The organism is Paraburkholderia mimosarum LMG 23256 = NBRC 106338 (assembly GCF_000739815.1).
GTDB lineage: Bacteria > Pseudomonadota > Gammaproteobacteria > Burkholderiales > Burkholderiaceae > Paraburkholderia > Paraburkholderia mimosarum.
This window is the reverse complement of the sequence record NZ_BBJJ01000057.1, coordinates 23048-45679: the sequence shown is the minus strand read 5'-3', so window position 1 is coordinate 45679 and position 22632 is coordinate 23048. Positions and strand designations below refer to the sequence as shown.

Annotated in this window: 17 protein-coding genes and 1 pseudogene; 9 read left to right on the top strand and 9 right to left on the bottom strand. The window is 62.6% G+C overall.

What is annotated here, in order from left to right; genetic code table 11:
- A pseudogene (locus tag BMI01S_RS28280) lies at positions 1-619 on the top strand (glycosyl transferase); the annotation flags it as partial.
- 449 nt (positions 620-1068) lie between these two features.
- Here the strand turns inward: BMI01S_RS28280 and BMI01S_RS28275 are convergent.
- On the bottom strand, positions 1069-1521 hold the full coding sequence (locus BMI01S_RS28275) for a hypothetical protein (RefSeq protein WP_028231070.1): 453 nt from the start codon (positions 1519-1521) through the stop codon (positions 1069-1071).
- Between the two features lie 38 nt (positions 1522-1559).
- Positions 1560-2342, bottom strand: a complete 783-nt coding sequence (locus BMI01S_RS28270; RefSeq protein ID WP_028231069.1) for a COG4705 family protein — start codon at positions 2340-2342, stop codon at positions 1560-1562.
- 404 nt (positions 2343-2746) lie between these two features.
- Between BMI01S_RS28270 and BMI01S_RS28265 the strand changes: the two genes are divergently transcribed.
- The 8 genes from BMI01S_RS28265 (at position 2747) to BMI01S_RS41120 (ending at position 12007) form a co-directional block, all read left to right on the top strand.
- Positions 2747-3220, top strand: a complete 474-nt coding sequence (locus tag BMI01S_RS28265) for a hypothetical protein (protein ID WP_244145410.1) — start codon at positions 2747-2749, stop codon at positions 3218-3220.
- A 1-nt stretch (position 3221) separates the two neighbouring features.
- Positions 3222-3884 carry an ABC transporter ATP-binding protein gene (locus BMI01S_RS28260; RefSeq protein ID WP_028231067.1) on the top strand — a complete coding sequence of 221 codons (663 nt, stop codon included), beginning with the start codon at positions 3222-3224 and terminating at the stop codon, positions 3882-3884.
- Positions 3877-4596 carry an ABC transporter ATP-binding protein gene (locus BMI01S_RS28255; protein WP_042291288.1) on the top strand — a complete coding sequence of 240 codons (720 nt, stop codon included), beginning with the start codon at positions 3877-3879 and terminating at the stop codon, positions 4594-4596. The genes BMI01S_RS28260 and BMI01S_RS28255 overlap by 8 nt, the downstream gene beginning before the upstream one ends.
- Entirely contained in the window at positions 4596-7244 is a 2649-nt protein-coding gene (locus BMI01S_RS28250) for an ABC transporter permease (protein WP_028231066.1), read from the top strand. Before BMI01S_RS28255 ends, BMI01S_RS28250 begins: the two co-directional genes overlap by 1 nt.
- Positions 7245-8695: 1451 nt before the next feature.
- Positions 8696-9238 (top strand): hypothetical protein, encoded by a 543-nt coding sequence (locus BMI01S_RS43245; RefSeq protein ID WP_244145409.1) that lies wholly within the window; start codon positions 8696-8698, stop codon positions 9236-9238.
- The gene (locus tag BMI01S_RS43240; RefSeq protein WP_028231063.1) at positions 9239-9712 is read left to right on the top strand and encodes a hypothetical protein; all 474 of its coding nucleotides are present in this window, start codon (positions 9239-9241) and stop codon (positions 9710-9712) included. It abuts the gene before it with no gap.
- Positions 9713-9715: 3 nt separating this feature from the next.
- Positions 9716-10678 carry an ATP-binding protein gene (locus BMI01S_RS44440; RefSeq protein WP_154671254.1) on the top strand — a complete coding sequence of 321 codons (963 nt, stop codon included), beginning with the start codon at positions 9716-9718 and terminating at the stop codon, positions 10676-10678.
- Positions 10679-11236: 558 nt separating this feature from the next.
- Positions 11237-12007 carry a hypothetical protein gene (locus BMI01S_RS41120; protein ID WP_154671253.1) on the top strand — a complete coding sequence of 257 codons (771 nt, stop codon included), beginning with the start codon at positions 11237-11239 and terminating at the stop codon, positions 12005-12007.
- 25 nt (positions 12008-12032) lie between these two features.
- Here BMI01S_RS41120 and BMI01S_RS28230 read toward each other — a convergent pair whose 3' ends face one another.
- From BMI01S_RS28230 to BMI01S_RS28195, 7 genes are all read right to left on the bottom strand, one after another.
- On the bottom strand, positions 12033-13205 hold the full coding sequence (locus tag BMI01S_RS28230; protein WP_028231061.1) for a TniQ family protein: 1173 nt from the start codon (positions 13203-13205) through the stop codon (positions 12033-12035).
- Positions 13206-13917: 712 nt separating this feature from the next.
- Complete coding sequence (locus BMI01S_RS28225; RefSeq protein ID WP_051381420.1) at positions 13918-14361, bottom strand: hypothetical protein; 444 nt, start codon at positions 14359-14361, stop codon at positions 13918-13920.
- 1268 nt (positions 14362-15629) lie between these two features.
- Positions 15630-17300 carry a phage integrase family protein gene (locus tag BMI01S_RS28215; protein ID WP_028231059.1) on the bottom strand — a complete coding sequence of 557 codons (1671 nt, stop codon included), beginning with the start codon at positions 17298-17300 and terminating at the stop codon, positions 15630-15632.
- Between the two features lie 564 nt (positions 17301-17864).
- A complete protein-coding gene (locus BMI01S_RS28210) occupies positions 17865-18956 on the bottom strand; it encodes a UvrD-helicase domain-containing protein (RefSeq protein ID WP_028231058.1) in 1092 nt (363 codons plus the stop codon).
- Between the two features lies 1 nt (position 18957).
- A complete protein-coding gene (locus tag BMI01S_RS28205) occupies positions 18958-20583 on the bottom strand; it encodes an ATP-dependent nuclease (RefSeq protein ID WP_028231057.1) in 1626 nt (541 codons plus the stop codon).
- A gap of 73 nt (positions 20584-20656) precedes the next feature.
- Positions 20657-21454 carry an AbiJ-NTD4 domain-containing protein gene (locus BMI01S_RS28200; RefSeq protein WP_028231056.1) on the bottom strand — a complete coding sequence of 266 codons (798 nt, stop codon included), beginning with the start codon at positions 21452-21454 and terminating at the stop codon, positions 20657-20659.
- A gap of 12 nt (positions 21455-21466) precedes the next feature.
- Positions 21467-22276, bottom strand: coding sequence for a TIGR02391 family protein (locus tag BMI01S_RS28195; RefSeq protein WP_028231055.1), 810 nt, complete (start codon positions 22274-22276; stop codon positions 21467-21469).
- Between the last annotated feature and the right edge of the window lie 356 nt (positions 22277-22632).

Genomic DNA, 22632 nt, shown 5'->3' with positions numbered 1-22632 from the left:
GTTGTTCGGTAGCGCGGCGGCGCTCAGCTGGAGCGTCTGGTCGATCATGAGCAGTCCGACGAACTCCCATGCCCAACTGCATCTGCTCGGCCGATGGCTGCCGCTCGACTGGGTGCTGCCGGTCAAACCGGTGCCAATCGCCGCCGCGCTGCTGATGACGTTCGGCTGGCTATGCCTGCTGCCGCTCCTCAGGCGTACCGTCAAATGGCGCGGCGCGCTGAGCTGGTGCGCGGGCGCGATACTCGCGTGGGGACTGGTGAGCACGTTGCTGCTGCCGTGGCTCGATTACGCGAAAAGCTATCGCTCGGTGTTCGAAGAGTTGGGCGCGAAGATGAATACCGCATGGAACGACGGCGACTGCATGGCCAGCGCGGGACTCGGTGAATCCGAAGCGCCAATGCTCTACTACTATACCGGCATCGAGCATCGGCCGAGCGCGGATACGCGCAACACCGAGTGCACGTGGCTGATCGTAGAAAGCCGCCGCGACAATGTGCGTGCACCGGCGGGCGAATGGCGCCTGTTCTGGTCGGGCGCGCGGCCAGGCGACACGGATGAACTGCTGCGGGTGTTCGTGCGCACGCCGGCGGCTGCACCAAGGGGGCGGCAAAGGCGGTAGCGCGGCGCATCTTCGATGACTTGCGCGCGTCGCAATGGCGATGGCCGTCTCTTCCTGGCCTTGACTGTGGCCAACATCGCCGGGAGGCCAAGCCCTCGATCCGCTTCGTGCAGAAGACCGTAGCGGCCCATAAGGCGGTCATTTATCGCATCGCGGGCGGCCGACCGCTCTAGGTCGACTGGTGTCCGACGCGGCCGATCTATGGCGGACCACAACCACCGGTCTGCGTCGGGCTGTGGCCATGAGGCGTCGTTCGGCACCTTCCTTGCTGAGGCGTTTCGGGCGCCTGGTCCACCGCAAAGCCGCCGTTCAATTGGCGAGACGACGCGTCCTTCAACGCAGCCTGGACAGCTTCGCCAATCATCGGGTCGTCTTCGACAAGCAGTATTCGCATACCTCCACTCCACGAGTGACAACCGGAATCAGCGTCTGCGATTTCCGCACGCGCGTCATGAGGTCTTGCCGGCGAGCCTGTCGAACGTGTGCAAGAGGTCGGTCATCGCGGCGGTGCAGTCGGTCTGCGTCGGGTGGTCGGCGCGCAGCGCTTCGAGTGCGCGGTCGATCGCCTTGTCGAGCACGTGCCAGTCGTCGGCCGCGCGTGGCTTCAGGCCAGCTTCGGCCTCGTCCCACGCGACTTCGAGATCCTTGATGCGTGTCTTGCCGCCAGGCAGGTCGCCCTTGGCGACGAGAACGGACACGTCGGCCGCAATCGTGCGGAACTGAGAGAGGTCGCCGAGCTTCGAAGTGCTCGCGGGCGAACTGCCTTGTGCAGCGGTGGAGGCGGACGCCGTGGTCGATGCGGCAGCGCTGCCGGTCTGTTTGGAGCAACCGGCCGCGAGGCCGAGCACAGCGCAAACGGAAACGGCAACGAGCCGACGCGAAAGCGTGGTTGGATAACGCATGAAAAATCCTCGATTCGATAGTGAAAGAAACGTGACGGTCATTCGGCGGTCTCGACGCGCGCGCGGCTGCTGGCGCCGATCTGCGCGACGGCGACGAGCACGACGATCACAGTGAGGAACAGCAGGCTCGTCGAAGCGGCCCCCATGCCGAACCCGCCGTAGGTGCGCGACTGCGTGAACAGGTCGCCAAGCGCGGCTCCGAACGGTCGCGTCAGGATGTACGCGATCCAGAACGTCAAGACCGCGTTGGCGCCACAGCGCCAGGCGGTGCAGACCGCAGCCAGCAGGATGCCGAACGATAGGGCGCCGAGCGAGAAGCCGAGACCCAGCGCTTCGGTCGCGAGATCGCCTGCAGCCGTGCCGAGCGCAAACGTGCAGAGGATCGCGGCCCAGTAGAACAGTTCGCGACGCGGCGTGTCGATCGCGTCTATCGCCAGGGTGCCCTCGACGCGATACCAGATCGCGAAGAATGCCGCGAGCACAATGGCGAATACGCCCGTGCTGATATAGAGGCTGACACCGAGGCCGTCGGTGAGCAGATCAGTGATCTGCGTGCCGACGACGCTCACGAGCACGACCGTAAGCCAGTAGATCCATGGCGTGTACTTGCGCGTGCGCATCTGCAGGATGAGCGCGATCGCAAGCAGCGACGTCATCAGCGCGCGCGTTGCGCCCTGGCCCCATCCCGCGTTGACCGCGAGAAAGTCGGCGCCAGTCTCGCCGACCGTGGTCGACATGATCTTGATGACCCAGAACGCGAGGGTAATCTCGGGAACCTTGTTGAGCCAGCGTGTGGCCGGTCGATCGGATGCGTAAGTCATACGGACGACTCCTCGGAAATCGGGTGACGGACGTGCAGTCTGAACGCCCAGACTTAGCAGATCCTTAACTGGGTGATCGGACGCCTGCGTTTGCCGGCGACCTCGATATTAAGAGAATGCATAATTCATGTCCTTTGCAGTAACGCCTCATCGAGAATGGAGTGCGACCTAAGCATCCGATAAGTCTTCACGGCTACCATGAACCATCTCGATCACAGTCGAGCCGCTTCCCGCGCCGTCAACGCCGATCCGGGACCGGCAATTGGGCGAGACGCGGTCCGGCGAGGCCAGCTTCGATGAAAGCCTCATACGTCGTATCCATGCTGAGCGCATGTTGCGCAATAACGGTTGCCTGCGAATCGTATGGCGACGTATTGCCCGCTGCCGGGCAGCAGTCTGCCGTCGTGGAAAAAAATCCGCCGGGCGATATCCCCGACAACCAGGTCTTCGTGCAGTACCAGTCGCCACTCGGGTTTTCGATCAAGATTCCCGAGGGCTGGGCCCGCCACGAAACGACAGATTCGGTCACGTTTTCGGACAAGTACAACACGGTCGCGATCGCGGTATCGCAGCGATCGCCGCCCCCGACACTCGACGACATCAAGGCCCGCGAAATCAGTCAATTGCGTCAGAGCGGCACGGCCGTCCAGGTGAACGCCGTCAAGACCGTCCGCTTGCCTTCCGGCAGCGCGTTCGTCGTTTCATACGCATCGAACTCGGTGCCCAATGCGGTCACCAACAAATCGATTCGCCTCGAGAACGACCGATATTTCTTCTGGAAGGAAGGCCGACTCGCAACGTTGACGCTCTCGGCGCCGTCGGGCGCTGACAATGCCGACCAATGGCTGCTGATGGCGAGAAGCTTCGGGTGGCGATGATATGGCAGCCGTTGCGGCATTCGACCTGTACCGCTTCTTTCATGCTCGCGAGGCCGAGACACTCGCGCTGCGCGGCGTGAGCCTGACGCTGGAAAGCGGCGAACTGGTCGCAGTCGTCGGCCCGTCGGGAAGCGGCAAATCGACTTTGCTCACTTGCCTCGCCGGCCTCGACGAGCCCGACGGTGGACACGTCGAGGTGCTCGGCCAGCGACTCACACGACGGCCGGAAGCCGAGCGTGCGCGAATCCGCGCGGCAGCCATCGGCGTACTGATGCAGAGCGACAACCTGATCCCGACGCTCACTGTCGCCGACAACGTCATGGTGCCGATGCGACTCGCAAGCTGTGTGGACACAACCCGCGTCGACCTGCTGCTATCGCGCGTCGGACTCACGGAACGCCGTCACGCGCGGCCCGGTCAACTGTCCGGCGGCGAGCTCGCCCGGGCAGGCCTCGCAGTGGCCCTGGCGGCAACGCCGAGCGTGTTGCTGGCCGACGAACCCACCGGCGAGGTCGATGCACTCACGGAAGCACGCATCCTCGAATTCCTGCAGGCCGAATGCGTCAGCGGCATGGCCATCCTGATCGCGACCCACAGCGTTGCGATCGGCGCCCGGGCGGACCGTGTCGTCAGGCTGCGGGACGGGAGAATTGTCGATGCCTGAGGTGTTCGTCCGCGGCAACGATGTGGCACGGCGTTTCCAGACCGGCATTGCCCGGGTGGATGCGCTTTACCCGGCTTCATTCGTCGTTTGCGGCGGCGACCGCATTGCGATTGTCGGCCCCTCCGGGAGCGGCAAGTCGACACTGCTCCATCTGATGGCCGACCTCGATGCGCCGACGAGCGGCGAGCTCGCGTGGCCGGCGTTGGGCATTTCGGGCACGCTTCGTCCGACGCGCATCGGTGTCGTGTTCCAGGCGCCCAGTCTCGTGCCGACGCTGAGCGTCGTGGAGAATGTCGAGCTCCCGCTGCGGCTCGCCGGCGCGGTGACGTTCGCACGGGAGAACGCATTGCGCGCGCTGCGCACCGTGGGACTCGACCCGGTTGCCGACAAACTCCCTGATGAGCTGTCGGGTGGCCAGGCGCAGCGCGTAGCGGTTGCCCGTGCGATCGTGACGCGACCGCGACTCATTCTGGCCGACGAGCCGACCGGACAGCTCGATCAGCGGACAGCGGAAGAGACGATCGATGCGCTGCTCGCGGCGACGGAGCCGACGGGAGCGGCACTCGTCGTTTGCACGCACGATTCGTCGATTGCACGACGGATGCGCATGACATGGCAGATGGATCATGGCCGTTTGCATGCGCCGAACGTCGGGACGGCACACACCGGAACCGCCTCCGGGCCGGACGCCAGTTCCGCGGAGCGGCGGTAATGGCGCTCTGGCTCAGATTCATCTTCTCCGGGCGCGCGGGCCGGGTGCTCGGTGCGCTGATCGGCCTGACCCTGACTGTCGGCCTGCTCGCCACGCTCGGCGGATTTGTCGTGTCGTCAGCGGAAAGCATGACGCGGCGGGCGACGGCCGGTGTCCCTGTCGACTGGCAGATCCAGGTGGCGCCCGGCGTGGACGTATCCGCGCTGATCGCTGCAGTCGGCGCAGCGACGCCGTATACCGCGCTGCAGCCGGTCGAATATGCGGACACCGCCGGGTTCGCCGCGACGACGGGCGACACCACGCAGACGGCCGGGCCCGGCAAGGTGCTGGGTGTGGAACCACGCTACGCGTCCCTTTTCCCCGGGCAGATCCAGCCATTACTCGGCGCGTGGGACGGCGTGCTGATTCTCGCGCAGACCGCGGCGAACCTGCACGTGTCGCCCGGCGATACCGTCACGATCATGCGCGTGTCTGCCCCGCCGGTGGACGTCAAGGTGGCCGGCGTGATCGCATTGCCGAACGAGGACGCCATGTTCCAGGCGATCGCGATGCCGAAGGGCCTTGCGCCCCAGGCACCGCCCGACAATGTGCTGGTGATGCCGTCCAACGCGTGGCACCGTATGTTCGATGTGCAGCGCGCGGCACGTCCGGACACGGCGACGACAGAGTTGCATGTGCGCATGGCCCATGAGCGGCTCGCGTCAGATCCCGTCACCGCGTACATCGACGTGCAACGTGCCGCGAACAACTTCGAAGTGCGTGCGGCAGGCCAGGCCGCAGTCGCAAACAACCTCGCCGCGCGGCTCGACAGCGTGCGATCCGACGCGCTGTACGCGAGGGTGCTGTTTCTGTTCCTCGGCGGGCCCGGCGTGATACTCGCATTGCTCGTGACGCTCGCCGTGGCGGACGCTGGCATGCAACGCAGGATTCGCGATCAGGCGTTGCTGCGCCTGCGCGGCGCGTCGATCCTGCAGATCTTGCGGCTCGCGTGGCTTGAGGCGGCGGTGATGGGAACGCTGGGCGTGCTTGGGGGGCTGGCGCTCGCTGTCGTGGTCGCGACGGCCGGGTGGGGCTTGACCAACCTTCGGCTCGTGCTGCCGTGGTTTGCCGGTGCCGCGCTGGTCGGTCTGGTCGCGGCGGCGGCCGCATTTCTGTTGCCGGCATGGCGCTATGCGGCCGGTTCGACGGTCCTGGCCGCGCGCACCGGCGCGAGTCCCCGCGCAGTGCCGCTGTGGCAGCGGCTTTCCCTGGATTGCGTGCTGCTGGCGATCGGCGTCGCTGTGTTCGTCAGCGTGGCCCGTAGCGGATATGAGCTTGTCCTCGCACCCGAAGGCGTGCAGCAGACGGTCATTCATTACGATGCGTTCATTGCGCCGCTGTGCCTGTGGATTGGAGCCAGCCTGCTGTGGATCCGTCTCGTGCGCTTCATACTTCATCAAGGGCAGCGCAGGCTCGCATCGGTCATCGCACCGTTGGCGCGCGGCCTCGCTCCACTGATCGCGGCTTCCCTGTCGCGTCAGCGGGACCGCATCGCACGCGGCGTCGCCCTTGTCTCGCTGGCATTCGCGTTCGCTGCCACGACGGCAATCTTCGACGCGACATACAGCGCCCAGTCACATGTCGATGCAGAATTAACCAATGGCGCCGACGTGACCGTGACGGGCAGCACCGGGCATCCTGCGGGCGCGTTGCTGGCGCGATTGCGCGCGACCGCAGGCGTGGTGGCAGCGGAGCCGCTCATGCACCGCTACGCATACGTTGGGGCGGACCTGCAAGACCTGTTCGGTATCGATCCGATGCAGGTCAGCCGCGCGACGACGCTCTCCAATGCCTACTTCGCGAACCACGACGCAGCGAAGACACTGGCGATGCTGGCCAGCACGCCAGACGGCGTGCTTGTCTCCGACGAAACCGTCGCGGACTACGAGCTCAGGCCTGGTGACCGGGTGAATCTGCGACTGCAGAATGTCGTTGATCACCAATACCACGTGGTCCCATTTCGTTTCGTTGGGGTTGCGCGCGAGTTTCCGACCGCACCGAAAGATTCATTTCTCGTCGCGAATGCGGCGTACATCGCACAGCACACGGGCTCCGACGCTGCCGAAGTCGTCCTTGTCCGCGCGCCGACCGACGCGGACAGCGTCGCCCGAGCCGCACTCCGCTTGACGGCCGGTGCGCCGGGGCTGAAAGTCACGACCCTCGGCGAGACGCACGCCCTCATTGGTTCCAGCCTGACCGCGGTGGATCTTGCCGGCCTTACGCAGCTCGAGCTCGGTTTTTCGGTGCTGATGATCGCCGGCGTGACAGGACTCGTGCTGGGACTGGGTCTTGCGGAACGCCGGCGCAGCTTCACAATCCTCTCGGCGCTCGGCGCGAAGCGGTCGCAGGTGGGCAGTTTCCTGTGGGTCGAGGGACTGTTTGTCATCATCGCTGGCGCTGTGCTGGGACTCGGCGCCGGAGCCGGCATCGCGGGCGTGCTGGTCGCCATACTGGCAGGCGTGTTTGATCCGCCGCCAGAAGCGCTTTCTATACCGTGGCTTTATCTCGCGTCAACCGCCGTTACCGGCCTGGTGTGCGGCGCACTTGCGATCGGTCTGATTCAGAAGCTGTCGACACGGCCAGACCTGGAAGCGTTAAGAGGTGGATAAGGCATGCGGACTGCGCACGCGTGTGTGACGATCGCACATATCGACCGCTATTTCCCGTCCTTTAGAAGAATATTTTGTCCGCAAACCCAAGGCCTTAAGGCTCCGCTAAGGTGTTCCGCCGCCAACGTCCAAATATTCTGCACGACTAATTACCGACATCAATCGTTGGTTTGCACAATTTTGTATCCGTGACATGGCGGTGGAAGCGCCGCAGTCCGGGCCTGCGGGAACAAATTTACGTCGCGAAATTCTGCACCATTTTGTTCCTTCGGCGAACATTCGAAGCAATTTTGTATCTTCGCCAACGTTTCTCGTATGCTCGCCGTGCGATTTCTCCCGTAGATGCCCTATGGTTTATAAGCATCGCCCCGTTGGGCGATCGGCCCGTCTTGGAGACGTTCCATGGAAGAGGGCATTGACGACAACAATTCCCCCTGGTCACGCCGAATGATAGACGGGCGAACCGTCAACACCTCCCAGTGGGCAACCCCGGACGAGGGAGCACTTACTGGTGACAGACGCGTCCTGTATCTTGCGAGAAAGCGGGCGGTTTCGCTGTATCTGTCTGGTGCCTCGGCCGAAAGCATCAGGCGGTTGACGTCACTTGGCGCAAAACAGGTGTATCGCCTCATCCGGGAGCGCTGCCTTCAGCCGCATCCCGACGGACGTCCTTTTGGATGGCGCGGGCTTGTACCATGGCTCCGAGTCACGCCGTACCGTCGTAGCAGGAAGGTCCATGTCGACCAGTTCGGCCGCGGCGCTGCGGGCGCGATGCAGGCGCTGCTCGACTGCCAGCCGGCGCTTCGTCAGGCATTTGAGGCGCGTATCCTCGCGAGTGCCTCAGCCAAGCGACTAGTCGAAACTAAGCAGTCGAGAAGGCGTCATTGCGCGTGGTTTCTGGACCAGTTGCGTAGCTTTGGGTATGAAGCGCGAAATGATTGGCCGTTCAGTACGGCGAGTCTTGGCTACTCTTCAATCTGTCGGTATATCGACAAGGTGCTGTCGGCCAACCCAAGGGCGCTGGCTGCGTCGACCGGTGGACCAAATTTGGCTTTGAAGCTGAAGACCGGGGACGGAGCTTGCCGCCCGGTGCTGAGGTTCATGCAACGCGTCGAGATGGACGCGCGCAAGCTGGACGGACGTTTCTGCGTGTCGCTTCCCCTCATGGGGGGCGGCTTTCGGGAGAAGATCGTACATCGCCTCTGGGTCGTCGTAATCATCGAGGTCGTTTCGCGCGCGGTGCTCGGGTACTACTTTAGTGTGAGACGGGAAGTATCGAAAGATGACGTCCTGCGCGCGCTGAAGCGGGCATTGGGCAGATGGTGCCTGCGTCCGGTCAGTTTTTGCGATACGCCGTACCTGCCTGAAGCGGGGCTTCTTTCCGCTCTGGGTAACGATTTCGTCGGGCTGTGCTGGGACGAGACCAGCGTAGATGGTGCGCTTGCCGAGACTTGTCAGCACGTGCGGGATGCGCTGCGCGACAGCGTCGGCTCGGCGCTACTGGACCCGAAGACCTACTGGACCCGAAGACATCGTTCTCCAAACGACGAAGCAAGGATGACCGCCCGTTCATCGAGGCGTTTTTCCGCAATCTGGCCGGACAGGGATTTCAGCGTTTATCCAACACCACTGGCGGCAAGCCTCAGGACCGCAGGGGCCGGCAGCCGGAGGAGGTTGCCCTCGCGAGCCGATTCCAGTACGAGTATGCCGAAGAGCTGTTGGACGTGCTTATCGCTAACTACAACGCGACACCGCACAGCGGCATTGGCAACCGCACGCCGCTCGCGTACGCGAAGTTCCTGTATCAGCATTCGCAGCAAACCTTGCGCCGAGCCGACCCGGCTGTCGTAGACGCGCTATTCAGCATCCGCAAACGCTGCGTCGTCCGCGGCGGCGCCGAGACCGGGCGCGCCCCGTTCGTCGAATTCTATTACGGCCGTTACACGAACGAGGTGCTACATAACCGGCACTACCTGGTGGGATCGGAGATCTGAGTGGTCTGCCACAAGGAGGACGACTGCCGGGTGGCGCTTGCCTCCACCCTGAACGGCATGGCACTTGGAGTACTGCGTGCGGCACCGCCCTGGAACATGTCACCGCACAGCCTGTCGCTGCGTGCCGCCATTTGTCAGGCGTGTGCTCGCGGACACTTTGTGATCCCGGCAGGCGCCGACGCCATCGATGTCTTCATGCGCTACGTGGAGAGTCAGGCCCACAATCGCTTGCCGGTCCATCCTGGCTACCTTGAGGCACGGCGCATTCTGGCAGCAGGAGTCGATTCATCAATCGGGGCCGCCATGCTCGATGCGGCAATGTCGCTGGCCGAGGAGGGCAGAACTTCTTCGGACCGCGGCAAGGGGGTGGCGCAGGAACGGACGTCCCGTCTCGCGCAGTCTGACGCCGCACACCAGCCGAAACCTCCGGCGGGTTCTAGTTTGCCGCCACGTCGAATGGCGCAGTCGAGGTGAGCCATGCCGTTTTCACTGCCGGAGCACATCGATCCGCGGCACTGCATCGTGACGAAGCAATACGCGGTGTATACGCCGCCCATGCACGAAATGATCGGGCAGATCGGCGAATGGATCGATCAGCAGTGCCCTGGAGGCTATATCTATGGCGCGTCACGCCTCGGCAAGTCCCGCTGTGTGCAGTGGTACGTTGCAAACGAATTGCAGGAACGCTTCAAGGCCGTGGTGCCACTGGTGGTGTGGAATCGTCGTCCGGATAGCCAGACAAGCGAAGCGGGATTTTGGCATCAGCTGTTGCTCGCCTCGCGCTTCGAATTCGCCCATCCGACGAAACCGCCGAAAAAAGTCGAAGGGATCCACCTGTGCAAGCAACGCCTCATTGCAATTGCCAACAACGCGCAACTAAATTATGTCGTACTACTGATTGATGAGGCGCAAGATCTGACGTTCCGGGAGTGGAAATGGCTGGTCGCGCTTGCGCTTCACCCGGACAAGACGAGGCTACCGGAATTTGGCCGCTATGCAGCGGCAAACCGCCAAAGTCGTGGTCTTGGACGGCCGGAGACCTTCACCTTTTTGGGTTTCATATTTATCTGCGGCAAGTCTCGTCGCGGTGCCTTCCAGCTTCAACGGAAGACTCGTGGCGACCGCATGCGGGAGAAACTCAGGCAGGTCAAGGAGGTGCTTCGGAGGCGTATGCACGACCCGATACCCGTGCAAGGAAAATGGCTAAGGCAGGTGGTGCGCGGGTACTTTGCGTATCACGCGGTACCTACCAACTCGCGCGCGCTCGGCGCGTTTCGTCACCACGTTGTTAACCTCTGGCGGCGCACGTTGAAGCGTCGCAGCCAGAAGGACGCGATGACGTGGGAGCGAATAACGCGGATCGCGAACACCTGGCTCCCACGACCTCGAATCCTTCATCCGTGGCCCGACCAGCGCTTTGCCGTCAAACACCCGAGGTAGGAGCCCAGTGCCCGAATTGGGCCCGCTGGGATCTGTGCGGGGGGTGTCCGGTAACGGGCATCCCTACCGCGATTGAACCAACGGGTCCGGCTGTCCGCCGGTGCCTGCAATACTGTATTTAACATAATTAACATTATCGCATTTTAGAACGATCGTGCTTTTTAGCTTCGATGTCTGGAGAGCGCCTTGACCGCCAGCATGCACATCGCGAACCTTGACATCTGATCGCGGGGCGTGGTCTTCCGCCTGCCATCGACATCAGGCTCACCGCGTCGGCTGGCCAAACAGCCGCGGATCCAGCGTAAAGGGTTCCGAGCCCGCCTACGTAATGTGTATCGGATATCCCTCACAAATCGTTGCGGAATTCCGGGATCCGATTTCCAACACGAATTGCGTCGAGGGTCGCTCGGTCGCAACCCCGAATTCCGACATGAATTCCGTCGGCAAAGGCCGTCGACCTGCGAGTTTCGACACGAATTACGTGGACAAACTTGATGATCTCACCCAAACCCAGGTGGGTTTGTATAGTAAACCAGGTTTCGTTCAAGGGACCGCTCTATGGGTCGGCCGGCCATTACCTTTACGTCAGACGAATGGCGGGCGATCGCTGCGGCAGCCACGTCCGCCAATGAGGCTGCACCTCATCACGAGAATAACGAATTCCTCGACCAGTTTATCGCGGCCGTTGCACGCACTACTGGCCAGGTGTATGGCCAGACGCTTTATGAACGGATGCTATCAGCGGTTGGGATTCGCCGGCGACCGTCGGGGCTGACTTGGTCAAAAGCTATCCGTCGCGCTCGGGAGGCAGGATTGCCGGAGCCGCGGTCGCGTAATGTGCGCGAGGCTGGGGAGCCGATCGCGCCACCCCCGGCGGCCAGCCCCGGCCCGCTGCCGGCTGATGAGCGAAGCGACGAAATGATGGACCTTCGCGTGCGCGTGGAGGTCTCGGAGATGGCATTGCGCGACGCCTACGCTCGCATGGCGAGATATGAAGCCGAATGCACAACCGTTGGCGTGCGCGCGATGTCAGCGGAGGCGCAGGTGCGGGAACTCACGCAGCAACTCGAGCGGGAGCGCGCCGAGCATGACCAACGGACGGCGGAACTGGTGCAGCGCCTTGATGCATTGACCGGCGCGGTTCAGCGCATGGCGGGACTGGAAAACCATATGCGTATGCAGACGGACAACCTGAGGCAGCAGATGTCCGAGCAGTGCCGTTATTGGAAAGGTCGAGCAGAAGCGCTTGACAAGGCACTGGCCGACGAGCGCGTCAAAGCCGATGCAATGCGACGAGCGCTTGGTAACCGAATCCTCCCGTCTGCATAGTCGTCAAGAGCGGACGGGGCCATGCTCAACCGTTACCGCCCTTCCGCAAAGCGCAACGATCGAGTATCGACGACGCGGCAATGAGGCACTCCAACTGATACCGCCGCAATGGCGAATGCGGTACGTCGTCATTGCCCGGAAAGACAATCAGGCCGCTGAACAGCTTGCCCTCCTGTTTGCGCACGCCGGCGGCGGCCGGCCCGGATTGTCGCAATTGCTCGCTTGACAGGCTCCTCCCCTGCTCGGTTGCCCGGCGGACGTCGTGGAGAAACGCTGAGCAAATCGCGCTCGTAAATGCCTGCATCTCTAGTCTCAAGACTGGCTGGCGTAACGCGCTCAGCAGGGGCACATCCGACCGCAGTGCATGGCGATGCGGATCGGTTGCGTGATAGATGTCCCAATTGTGTCCTTCAAACCAGTATCTGGTTAACCCGACAGCTACTACGGGCGGTGAATAAAGCGTGACGTCCGTCGCCCAGCGCTGTTCGAGCGCCCTTCCGATGTCCCGGAGCTGTCGCACGTGATCGGGCTCTCTGATGGCCCATCGGAGCAGCTTGCCAAGCGCGTTGCTATAAGCCGAACTTTTCACATGGTAGTCCGCTCGCATGCGGCCAGGGCGATTGGCCGACGCGCACCACTGAAACACATTCAACCTGCCGCTTGAATTCGCCGGATACCCTGGCATCGGCGCAAGGATATCGAACAAACTGGCGATCAGGTATTTCCCGGAATATCGGCCCGCCTTCCGGTCGGGGGATTCTATCGGCTCGAGCTCCGAAATCAGGCCGAGGACACCGGCATAGTCCCTCCACCATTTGTCCAGCACTCCAAAGTGAGCGGCAAGCGTGCCCGACTGATCTCTGAGGTCGATGTGAGCGTTCAGATCCGGCGCGGCGCCCGCGAGATATTGGCCACAGAAAACGCAGCGCATCCATCGCGCGTTGTGGCGGAAATAATCGTTGACGATCAAGGTGCCTGCGCCGCAATAGGCGCAAGTAGGTAACAACTGGCATGAATGAATCGGGCAGATGTGGAGTCCTCGAAACTGGTGCCAGACACTGTGGTACGCCGATTCGAGACAAATTGGACAGATTCGTAGCCGCTTCTCGAAGAGGAGATCGCGCAGCTTAGCTGAACCTTGGCTGACTTCTGTCGCGTTCCAGCCGGTCACGTTTGAGAATTTGCCCAGATCGACCATGCCGAGCTTTCGTTGTCCTGCCGTTTGGGAAAAAAGGTCGCGGGCGTCCCGGCGTCCAAGAACGTTTCGCCAGCAAGATCGCCAGAAAATGGAGATCGCTGATTCGAAAGGCAACGGGCCCAGGTCCGCCCCCGCCCGTCGATGGTGGTTATCGTCTCGAGCCGAGGAAGCGAAACTTATCGGTGGCATGACGTTTGGGCGCGTGTTCCATGAACGTGTCGGACTGGCTCGCGGGTCATCACGTTGGCCCATGTTGCCAACGCTGGCAGCGCAGGGAGCCGATGCCAGCGCCCTACTCTCGTGTGCCGCTCCATTGTTCTGCGTAGTTGATATGCGTGCCGATTCGTGAATTTGACCGGGCGGCACTACATGCTTATGCCAAAACTTTGTCGGCACGAACACGCCCGCTTCCACACTTCCATTCAGGCCCGACGCCGCAGATTGAGGGTGAGTCGGCACTTGGCGTACCAACGGCTCATGGCTACACGGACGGATGTCAAGAAGGTTGCGTCACGGGGCTTCCACAAACCAATTCAAAATTGAACTCCTTTCACGTCTGGCCTTGCCTGCCACGCTTTCACATACAGCAACTCATCAATTCGATGCCAGTGTTCCGCGTAATCGCGCAGTAGTTTGCCTACACGAAGAGATGACTTGATCGGTCAAACTCCGTGTAGGCGGCGGACCGCCAACTGTGCGCTGATCCGAACCCTCAGGCAACGTAGCCACCGTGCATGAACTGTACCGCTCTGATGACATCCTCTGGGCGGTCAAGTGCATCCATCGGCGCGACCGGCTCGCCATCATGGTCACCCGTGCCGGCGATCCAACCGTTTGGGAAATGAAACCAGGCTGCGATTGTCCAAGACTCGTATCGATCGCCAAACACAGCAAGAAGGTCTCGAATGATCGGCAATGGCTGGCACATGGAATCGAACTGGTAGCCCGCGAAGTATTCCTTGTCGTCGAAGGCCACGCCGAATATCCGGCGACTTTTCTGCCAATCACTAGCCGGTTGCTTCTTGTCAACAGGAGGCGCACTCTGACGCGCGTTAATCTGCTCGGCCGTGAGCCATTCACCTGCGGCCATAATCTCCCTGTGTGTCGCTTCTTCGCGACGTCGACCATCTTCAACGATCTGGCTTAGACTCTTCATGATTCTCTGGATCCGCGAAACTGCCGAAATAAAATCACCATCTTGCTGAGCTCAGCTGTCACCACAAACAGGCAGTTGAAGATGAAGAAAATTACCGGCTCCAATCGACAAGACGTCACGAAAGTTGTCACGGCGTCAGGTGTCACGGGCTACCGCGCCAAGTCGATCGCGACCTTGCGCGCGAAGATTGCCCAGCCGTGCAGCGAAGACCGGTCGGTAAGACCAATCATAGACCCCGACCGACTACACCAGCAACGGTTCGCGCCCGATCGCCAGTTGGCCAGGGGGAGCTACGCGTGGCTGCTCACGCCTCCGGCTCAGCCTATCGCGTGCCCCAAGGTCGACGTCGGCGTGCAGATTGGTTTGCCTTGCTCGCGGTCGAGGGCGGGAAGCGGATTGCTCAGGAATTCGCGAATCCGCGACTGGCGGCAGTGGACTACCTCGCTGGGGTACTGATGCGCTTGTCGTGTGGCGAGATACATGCGGCCGCGGTGGCTCCACGAACAGCTGTCGTCCTCTCGGGCGGCGTGGCGCCGGGAGATCTGCTCGCGTGCGCACGAAAGACGATTCGCCCTCGAACAGTACGCGCCCCCCGGCAATTTGGCGCTTCTCGGTGCGCGTGATGCCTGTCGCAATGCGCGTTCGATCAACGAAGAGCGTCGCGATGGCGAGTTGTGCGCGCCGATGCCCCCGGAAAGTCGCGCGGATTCCGCTATCCGAAGTGCCAATTCGATGTGGCACCGGAACGCCTCCGGACGGTGTTGCGCATGTTCGCGGACGCACGTGCAAACTGCTGGGTGGTGCACGCTTTCATGATGCGCAGGCGCGAAACGCCTCGACGGGAAATCGCCCGCCAAGGTCATTCCCGACAACCCACGGGACGTGCGGCGACTGATCGAACTCGTGGCACGCGACCTCCCCAGCGAACACGACGCCCTCTGGCAATGTGTCAAAGCAGTCCGTGGCGGGCCGATCCCCCCTGCCGCCGATCGGCCCGACGCATATCCTGCGCTGCCCACCCGGTCAGCAAAAGGACGTCGGCGCGCTTTGCTTTAGCAGAAAGCGTTGGTTTAGCTGCACAGCTAATACAGCTAATACAACACGCACAACGACCAGCGTGAACGGCAAGGACCGGAACATGCCGATCCAGAACATCGTGTAGAATACGATGTGCGGCTGCTGGAAAAGTGATGGCCGCGGAGCCGAGCTCCAACACACACTGGAAAACTCTCGCGCGTACCCGCAAATCGATATAAACCGCCTTCCACTCAACTCCGTGCGGCAAACGCTTGGTCGAACTGCCGGGCTCGCTGCACTTCGTCGCTGTGCAGATAGGTCGACGTCGTCGAAATTGACGCATGGCGCAGATTGTCGCGCACCATGATCAGCTCGGCACCCCGCGCGAGCGCGTGCGAGGCGTGCGTATGCCGCATCCAGTGCGGGCTTGCGCGGCGCAACTTTTCCCCCGTCGCGGGCCGTTCGCCCTCGATCACATCGGCGACCAGCACGAAGAACCGCCTCAGCACGCGCCAGAGCCTCGTGCTTTCGATGTGTGCGCCCTCCTCCTCGAGACTCGCGACGAGCGGCGTCGCCGGGTTCCAGCGAATGGGTGTGACCGGCAGGCCGCGCTGCACGAGATACTGATCGAGTGCCGTCCGGGCAAGCGGTGGCAGCGCCACCTTACCGCGCTTGCCACCCTTGCCGAGCACGTGCAGCCAATGATCGCCGTGCTCATCCCGGCGAACGTCGGCGAGTGTTGCGCCAACCAGTTCGCTGGCGCGCAGGCCCGTCGCATAGCCGAAGTCCAGCAGAAACCGCAGGCGCTGGGCGGCCGGCGCGCTCCAGCCGTACGACCATTCAAGCCCATCGGCGAGCGCGCGGATCAGCAGCCACTCGCCTTCGGAGAAACCACGAGACACGTCCAGTCCCGCGCGCGGCGCGTGGCTCTTGACCTTCACGCCGGCGAACGGATTCGCAAGGACGTAGCGCTGCTCGACCAGCCAGCGAAACAGCGCTGACAGGACGTTCAGTGCGTACGCCGCCGATCGGGCGGAGAGCGCGCCGGTAAACGGCCGCCATTCGACACTGTGCCGCGGCCGCGACGGCCCGACCCAACGCTCGTGCGGCGTGGGCCGGCGCAAAAATCCCCGGTACGCGATCGCGTCGTCGGTATTGAGCGACGACAGCGCGCGGCCGCGCTCGATGATCGCCCACAAAATCAGGCGTTCCGCCTCTTTCCGATAGGCGCGCTGCGTAGCGGCCGACTCGTGCAGCGATAGCCAGGACTGGATCGCTTCGTAGTCGTTGGGTGCGTTCAGCAGACAGGCGGTCTGCGGCGCCCGGAACTGTCCGTGCGATCCATCGACTTCGTGCGGCACGCGCAACTGCTCCCACGGCACGATGTTGCCGGTCGGTGCCGCGACAATCAACGCCCGCGCACGCTCGGTCAGCGCCGGGTACGTGGCAAAAAACGCCTCCACGCGACGCGCGCCGGCGCCGCCGAGACCGGCGATCGCGGTCCACCAGCGGCGCCGGCGCGGAATCCGCACGGTCAGATCGGCCAGCGTGCGGATGCCATGCGCCTGCAGGGCGGCTACCGCGCGCGGGGGCAACCACCGGTCGATCTCGTCGGCAATGTGCGGCACCGGTGCCGGCAGGCTGCGCAACGTCTCAATCGCGTGCGCGACGGTGGCGGCCGACACGGCGGATCGCTCGCCGAATGTTTCTGCGAGGTCGACCCGCTGGCGGCTCGTCGCGAATGCGACCAGGGTGCGGCGGATGTGGCCGAGCACGCCGCGCGCGGAGGCGCCAGGCGCCATGCGGTCGCCCAGATAGCGCGCGACGGCCGCGCGAGCGTCGAGCCCGGCATACCAGGCGCGCAGCGCAGCCAGCTCGGCGTCGTTGGGGAAGCTGATGGGGGCGGTCTCACGCGTTTTCATGCTTGCCAGTTTAGAGCAAAAACAGACATGGACAGATAATAAGGTTTATCTGTCCAGCATCGATTATTCCCTGACCGATCTCTTCCGTTCGCCCCCCGCTAAACGCTCGCGGCCGCCGGGAGCGCTGAGCGTCGTCGACTCACCATGAATTGCTGCAACCGCTCCCACGCTGCCCGGTACCGGTACAACCGCTCTCTGCAAACATTTGCCGCCTCACGGCCTTCACGGAATTTGCCAATTTTTCAAGCCATTGAATTACCGTCGAGCGGCATCGTCTGGATCCGTCGCGCAGCGATCGCGACTCCACGGTGAGATGGGCCTCGTGGTCGAGTTCGACGGCCATGATTACTACATCGCGCGGTAGCTTCATCCCAGGACCGCGATCGGTCTCGCGCGGGCGTTGCGGCGCGCCTTGCGTCTGGCCGTCGGCGAAGCCCGTCGAGTCTGATTTGCGGTGTCGCTCGGGTGTCGCGTCATCCGCCGCGTTTCGCGAGACAGGCGCCGGTGGCCGCCGTCCCGACCATGCGCTCGGCCTTTTCCGCTGCCGCCCGGGCTTGCACCCGGTCAGGGTGTCCACACCGCAATCTCGGGGACGTCGATGTTGTCGCCGATCACGATTCCCGCGCTGGAGCGTGCACGAGTCAGGGCCACGTAGCACTTCGCCCGAACGTCCGGCTTGAGTTCCGTGGTCCCGTCCTTGAGCCATCCCACGAAATTCTTGGTCGGATAAATCAGGACTCTTTCGAACGTGAGTCCCTTGGACTCGCCGAAATTCAAGACGGTGGTATCGTCGGACACGGACGTGCTTCGCGAGTAGCGCAACTGCATCGGCGCGAAGGCGCGGAGGTATGCCTTCACGTCACGTTCACGCACCAGGAAAATGCCGTCGTGCCCCGTGGCGTCCGTATTCGACGACGTCGAGCGGGGAAAATCCGGAAAGAGCGCGTCGGACAGCTCGCACAGCGCCGGATGGCAGCGATGGTTGACCGACAGGGAGGTTTCGTCGAGGAGGGTATCGGTCCGCGCCGCGACGAGCTGTCTGAAGTACGCAACAATGCCCGACTTCTTGAATTTCGTGTACTTCGGCGAATCGCTGGTCGAATACGTACCCTGACGGGGATCTCCGACCAGCAGGACGCCGGCGGCGGAGTCCATGAGAAGCTCGATGAGCTCGAGATCGTATCCCGCCATGTCCTGCACTTCGTCGATGAAGATCGCATCGAAGATGCCAGCGATGCGCCTGAGCACCCTCCCTTTCGACAACCCGTCGCATTTCAGGGCGAACTTCGACACCTTGTCGCGGTAGATCTGGTTTTGCCCGTTCAGGTAGTGTGCAAGACTGGTTTCTTTCGTGTACTGCGCCGAGATACCCTGATTGAAATGCAATCCCGCTATGCGCGTTTCGGTGACGCAACCTTGATAGGGGCGAACGCCGTGCTGCAGCAGAAAAGCGAACCACCCCGACAACGTGACGTTCGACGGTACGCATCCGTTCTTTTCGATGAATTTTTTCTCGATCTCGGCTTCATTGGCCTCGGTATAGGTGGTGATCAGGATTCTGGAGTCGGGCCTCGATAGCGCTTCGTTCACGAGGCGCGTCGTTTTTCCCGACCCGGCGACGGCGATGATGATCCTGTTCTGCTTCGCGTCTGCCATGTCAGTCGTCGATCGCGGCCGACACGTACGCGGGGAACGTCACGCTCTTGCCAGACGTGAAGATCTTCAGGGCGCAGTCGGTCTTGTTCGCGCGCATATGCTTCATGAGCTTTTCGTTGCAGTCGAACGCCGTCCCGAGAATCCGATTCATCGCGTCGCGACCGTTTGCGGCGAGCATCCTCGGCTCAAGCGTGTTGAAATTGAAGCTCTCGCCATCGATCTCCTTGCGCATGTCGATGGCATCGTCGAAGCAGATGCGGATATGCGCTTTCTCGTTCTCGCCGAGATAGCGCTCGTACTTTTTCTTCAGTGCGTCCACGTTGCCGTCGTTGTCGGTGACCACGGCGACGGACTTCTGCAGCTTCTCGGCGATTTCCAGGAAACGCAGAAAGCTCGTGCCAACGGAAATGATGTCGACGCCGCGCTCGATCGGCAGCTTGCCGTACTTGAGCTGGTAGGCCTTCTGGACGACGAGTTCGTCGGAATCGCCTTCGACGAGTATCGCCCTCTTGCAGAGCAAAAGGCGCAGCGTGTCGTATCCGGCGAGCTTTTGAAAGAACGTCGACGTCTCCGGGTCGAGCTCGCTTAACTGCGTTGTCTTGCCGTCGTGGAGCATGATGAGATGCGAGAGGTTCGCCTTGTTCGCGACGAAGCTGCTGTGCGTCGTCATGACGATCTGCTTCGCGCCGTTCGCAGCGGACATCATGTCGATCAGCTGGTTCAGGCGCGAATGCGACAGGTGGTTCTCCGGCTCCTCGACGAGCAGCACGTTCGCATCCTGTGCCCGCTTGTGCGCGAGGGCGATCGCAATCTTGGCGAGTGACTGTTCGCCCTTGCCGATGAAATGAAAGGGTATCCGGTCAATGCACGTGATGAGGTTCGATTCCCATGCGCTACGGGCGGCCAGGTCGACAGCAAGCGACAGCTCCCGTCCGTCGAGCAGATCATTGGCCTCATTGATCTTCCTGTTGACCTCGCCGACCGCGCCGTTCTGCCGGAACGCATCCGCCATTTCGCGATGAACCTTCGCCAGCGCGACGCGTTCCTTGTCTTCCAGAAAATCGCGGATGATGCGCGATACGTAGGCGTCGGAGCCGTTCTGATATCGGGCGCTCGAGGAATCGATGAACGCGGCCGACAACGAGATGCCACGCGTAGTGAGCGCCTTTCGCGCGAAAGATTCGACGACGATCTCGTAGTATTCGACCGGGAGCCCGGTGACGCCGCTCCTGAGGAACTGTTCATACTCGTCGCGATACTGCTCGTCGAGACGAACCGCGAACCTGATCCCGGCGGCGTCCTGGTCCTTGCGCGAATTGCCGTTGCCCTTGTATTCGTCGACCCCTTCGCCGGCAAGATAGAGCTCGATCAGCAGCTCGGGCGGACCCGCCTTCGGGTCGGCGACATATGCTTCGACGGCTTCGCGGTTGAATACGTGTTCAGAGAGGTCGTTGCGCAGGAAACGTCCATGGAAAACGCCCGAGAGCGCGAGATTGATGGCCTCCAGGATCGTCGACTTGCCTGAGTCGTTGTCGCCGACGAGGACGTTCATCCCCTCGTTCAATTCCAGTACAAAATCGCTTCTGAAACACTTGAAGTTACGGATCAGTACTTTAGAGATGTGCATGGGTCGGATTGAGACAAAATGATTGTCCGCGAAGGGCATCGGATCGGATTCTTCCTGTCGCCCCGGCGTCGGGTCATCCGCCGAGTTTCGCGAGATAGGCGCCGATCGCCGCGGCCAGTCCGACAATGAGCTCGGCCTCTTCCGCTGTCGGCTCGCGTCCCTCGATGAGATGGCGGCCGCGTTCCGACGTGAAGCCCCAGATCTTTTCGATGGCGACATCCAGGGGCCTGGGCATCAGATCACGGTGCGCCTTGATCACGTCGCCCAGCGTTGCCGTGCTGCCGGCGACCTCGCGCGCAACGCACTCAAGCGACGCCATCGCATGCTGGATCGCGCCGGTGCGATCGGGCTCGGGTCGGCGCGACAGATCGCCAATGGCCTGGTGCAGTTCGTTCGCGGCGGTCAGGTGGCCGTGCGCCGATACGTCGGTCTGCGCATGCTTCACCACCGTCTCGAAGCCTTCCGGGCCGCGATAGCGCAGTCCATCGTCGTGCAGTTCCCAACCGATGCCGCGCTCGACGAAATAGGCGTTCAGTTCTTCGCGGAAGTGCTCGGCGGCCTTTGTAGCATGGCCAGCCTGCACGGCCCGGTGGATGGCTTCCGCGATATCGTAGACCTTGTACCAGGGCGCGTCGTCGACGAGATCGCGCACCTCATTGTCGACGTTCGGGAAGTCGGACCAGTTGCCCGGGTCCGCGCGCACGCGCAGCGCCGGACACACGATGTTGCGCAGCGTCGTCGGCCTCAGTCCGCTCTCGTAGGCCAGATCGACGAGCACGCCGCGCAATTCGTGCGGCGCATCTTCCCGCACGGAGATCGGTGCGGGGCTCGAGGCCGCACCATAACCGAAGCGCCTGGAAAACGAAGTCATCGGTTGTCGTCCCTATAGTCTCGCGGGCATCACCGCCGCGTCGATTCGTCGGTGAATCAGTGACGCCAGCGTCAGCAGATCCTCGGCGTCGCTCCTCGTCATGTTCCAGTGCATGCGCGGCGCATGCGCCGTGGTGTTCCTGAACATGCCAAACATGCCCTTGACCAGATTGGCGAACCCCCGTTGTTCGCTCAGCTGGCTCTCGTCCCCCAGCTCATTGACCGCGAGCATCGGCGGATTGCCACCGAGGGCGCGGTCGACGAGCGCCGCGCCATCATCCGTCAGTCCGGTCCGTTCGCGAAGTTTGGCCGCCACGCTCTTGGTCGCCTCGAGCACCGCATGGAAATAGTTGTCAGCGACGAGTTCGGACCGGCAGAACGCGAGCACGTCCGGATGCGCGCCACGCGCCGCGAGGTCCGCGCGCAGGTCATTCGCCCGGCGGATGGCATCCGGGAGCGTCGATGCGCGGTCGCCCGACACGAGTTCGCCGCTCTGCTCGACCTGAAGCGCGGCGAACGCGAGACTGCGATTGAGATGCGCGCGCATGGGCTCGAATCGCTCGGGACTGCGCGCGTATCGTTCCGGTTTCATGGCAAACCGGATGAAGGCCAGGATGTGCCGGCGGTGTCCCAGCTCGTTCTGGCAGTTCAGAAAGGCGTTGAGCAGGCGCTTGCGTTTCGTGATGCCGGGGGCGATGTCGTCGATCCTCGCATTGGCGAGCAGCAGCCCGATCTCTGGCCCGGTCAGACCGTCAGTGGTGTCGCCCAATGCGTCCGCGATGCCCTCAAGCTGGCTCAACGAGAATGTCACGTCGTCGTTCACGCCGACTCCCCTTCTTCGTATTGATGTTGGACCGAGGATGCACGGCACAGGCAATAGACTTCGGCATGCTCTAGATATTACCGATCGCTGACGGCGTGCGCCTAATTCGGACACCGGGCGCGTTGCGGGCGTTCTCAAAACAGCGAGGTGTGCATCACATCGTCCTGCAACATCGAAGGTGGTGCGCCGGTGCGGACCCGACGTTGCGGCCTGCTGACCTGTCCAGCCAGTGCCGCACGCACGCGGGCCAGTTGCCGGTCGCGGTCCGACCCGTCCGTGGCCGCTGAAGTCGCCGTAAGTTGGGGAAGCCTCACCGCGAGCTGGGTGCAGAGATGGGTGGCCGCTGCCAGGCGCCG

Bases quoted from the DNA above. Each gene is read 5' to 3' on its own strand.
- BMI01S_RS44440 (WP_154671254.1), top strand. From the start codon at position 9,716: ATGCCGTTTTCACTGCCGGAGCACATCGATCCGCGGCACTGCATCGTG.
- BMI01S_RS28210 (WP_028231058.1), bottom strand. From the start codon at position 18,956: ATGGCAGACGCGAAGCAGAACAGGATCATCATCGCCGTCGCCGGGTCG.
- BMI01S_RS28270 (WP_028231069.1), bottom strand. From the start codon at position 2,342: ATGACTTACGCATCCGATCGACCGGCCACACGCTGGCTCAACAAGGTT.
- BMI01S_RS28200 (WP_028231056.1), bottom strand. From the start codon at position 21,454: ATGACTTCGTTTTCCAGGCGCTTCGGTTATGGTGCGGCCTCGAGCCCC.
- BMI01S_RS28275 (WP_028231070.1), bottom strand. From the start codon at position 1,521: ATGCGTTATCCAACCACGCTTTCGCGTCGGCTCGTTGCCGTTTCCGTT.
- BMI01S_RS28205 (WP_028231057.1), bottom strand. From the start codon at position 20,583: ATGCACATCTCTAAAGTACTGATCCGTAACTTCAAGTGTTTCAGAAGC.
- BMI01S_RS28260 (WP_028231067.1), top strand. From the start codon at position 3,222: ATGGCAGCCGTTGCGGCATTCGACCTGTACCGCTTCTTTCATGCTCGC.
- BMI01S_RS41120 (WP_154671253.1), top strand. From the start codon at position 11,237: ATGGGTCGGCCGGCCATTACCTTTACGTCAGACGAATGGCGGGCGATC.
- BMI01S_RS28255 (WP_042291288.1), top strand. From the start codon at position 3,877: ATGCCTGAGGTGTTCGTCCGCGGCAACGATGTGGCACGGCGTTTCCAG.
- BMI01S_RS28225 (WP_051381420.1), bottom strand. From the start codon at position 14,361: ATGAAGAGTCTAAGCCAGATCGTTGAAGATGGTCGACGTCGCGAAGAA.
- BMI01S_RS28250 (WP_028231066.1), top strand. From the start codon at position 4,596: ATGGCGCTCTGGCTCAGATTCATCTTCTCCGGGCGCGCGGGCCGGGTG.
- BMI01S_RS28215 (WP_028231059.1), bottom strand. From the start codon at position 17,300: ATGAAAACGCGTGAGACCGCCCCCATCAGCTTCCCCAACGACGCCGAG.
- BMI01S_RS28230 (WP_028231061.1), bottom strand. From the start codon at position 13,205: ATGGTCGATCTGGGCAAATTCTCAAACGTGACCGGCTGGAACGCGACA.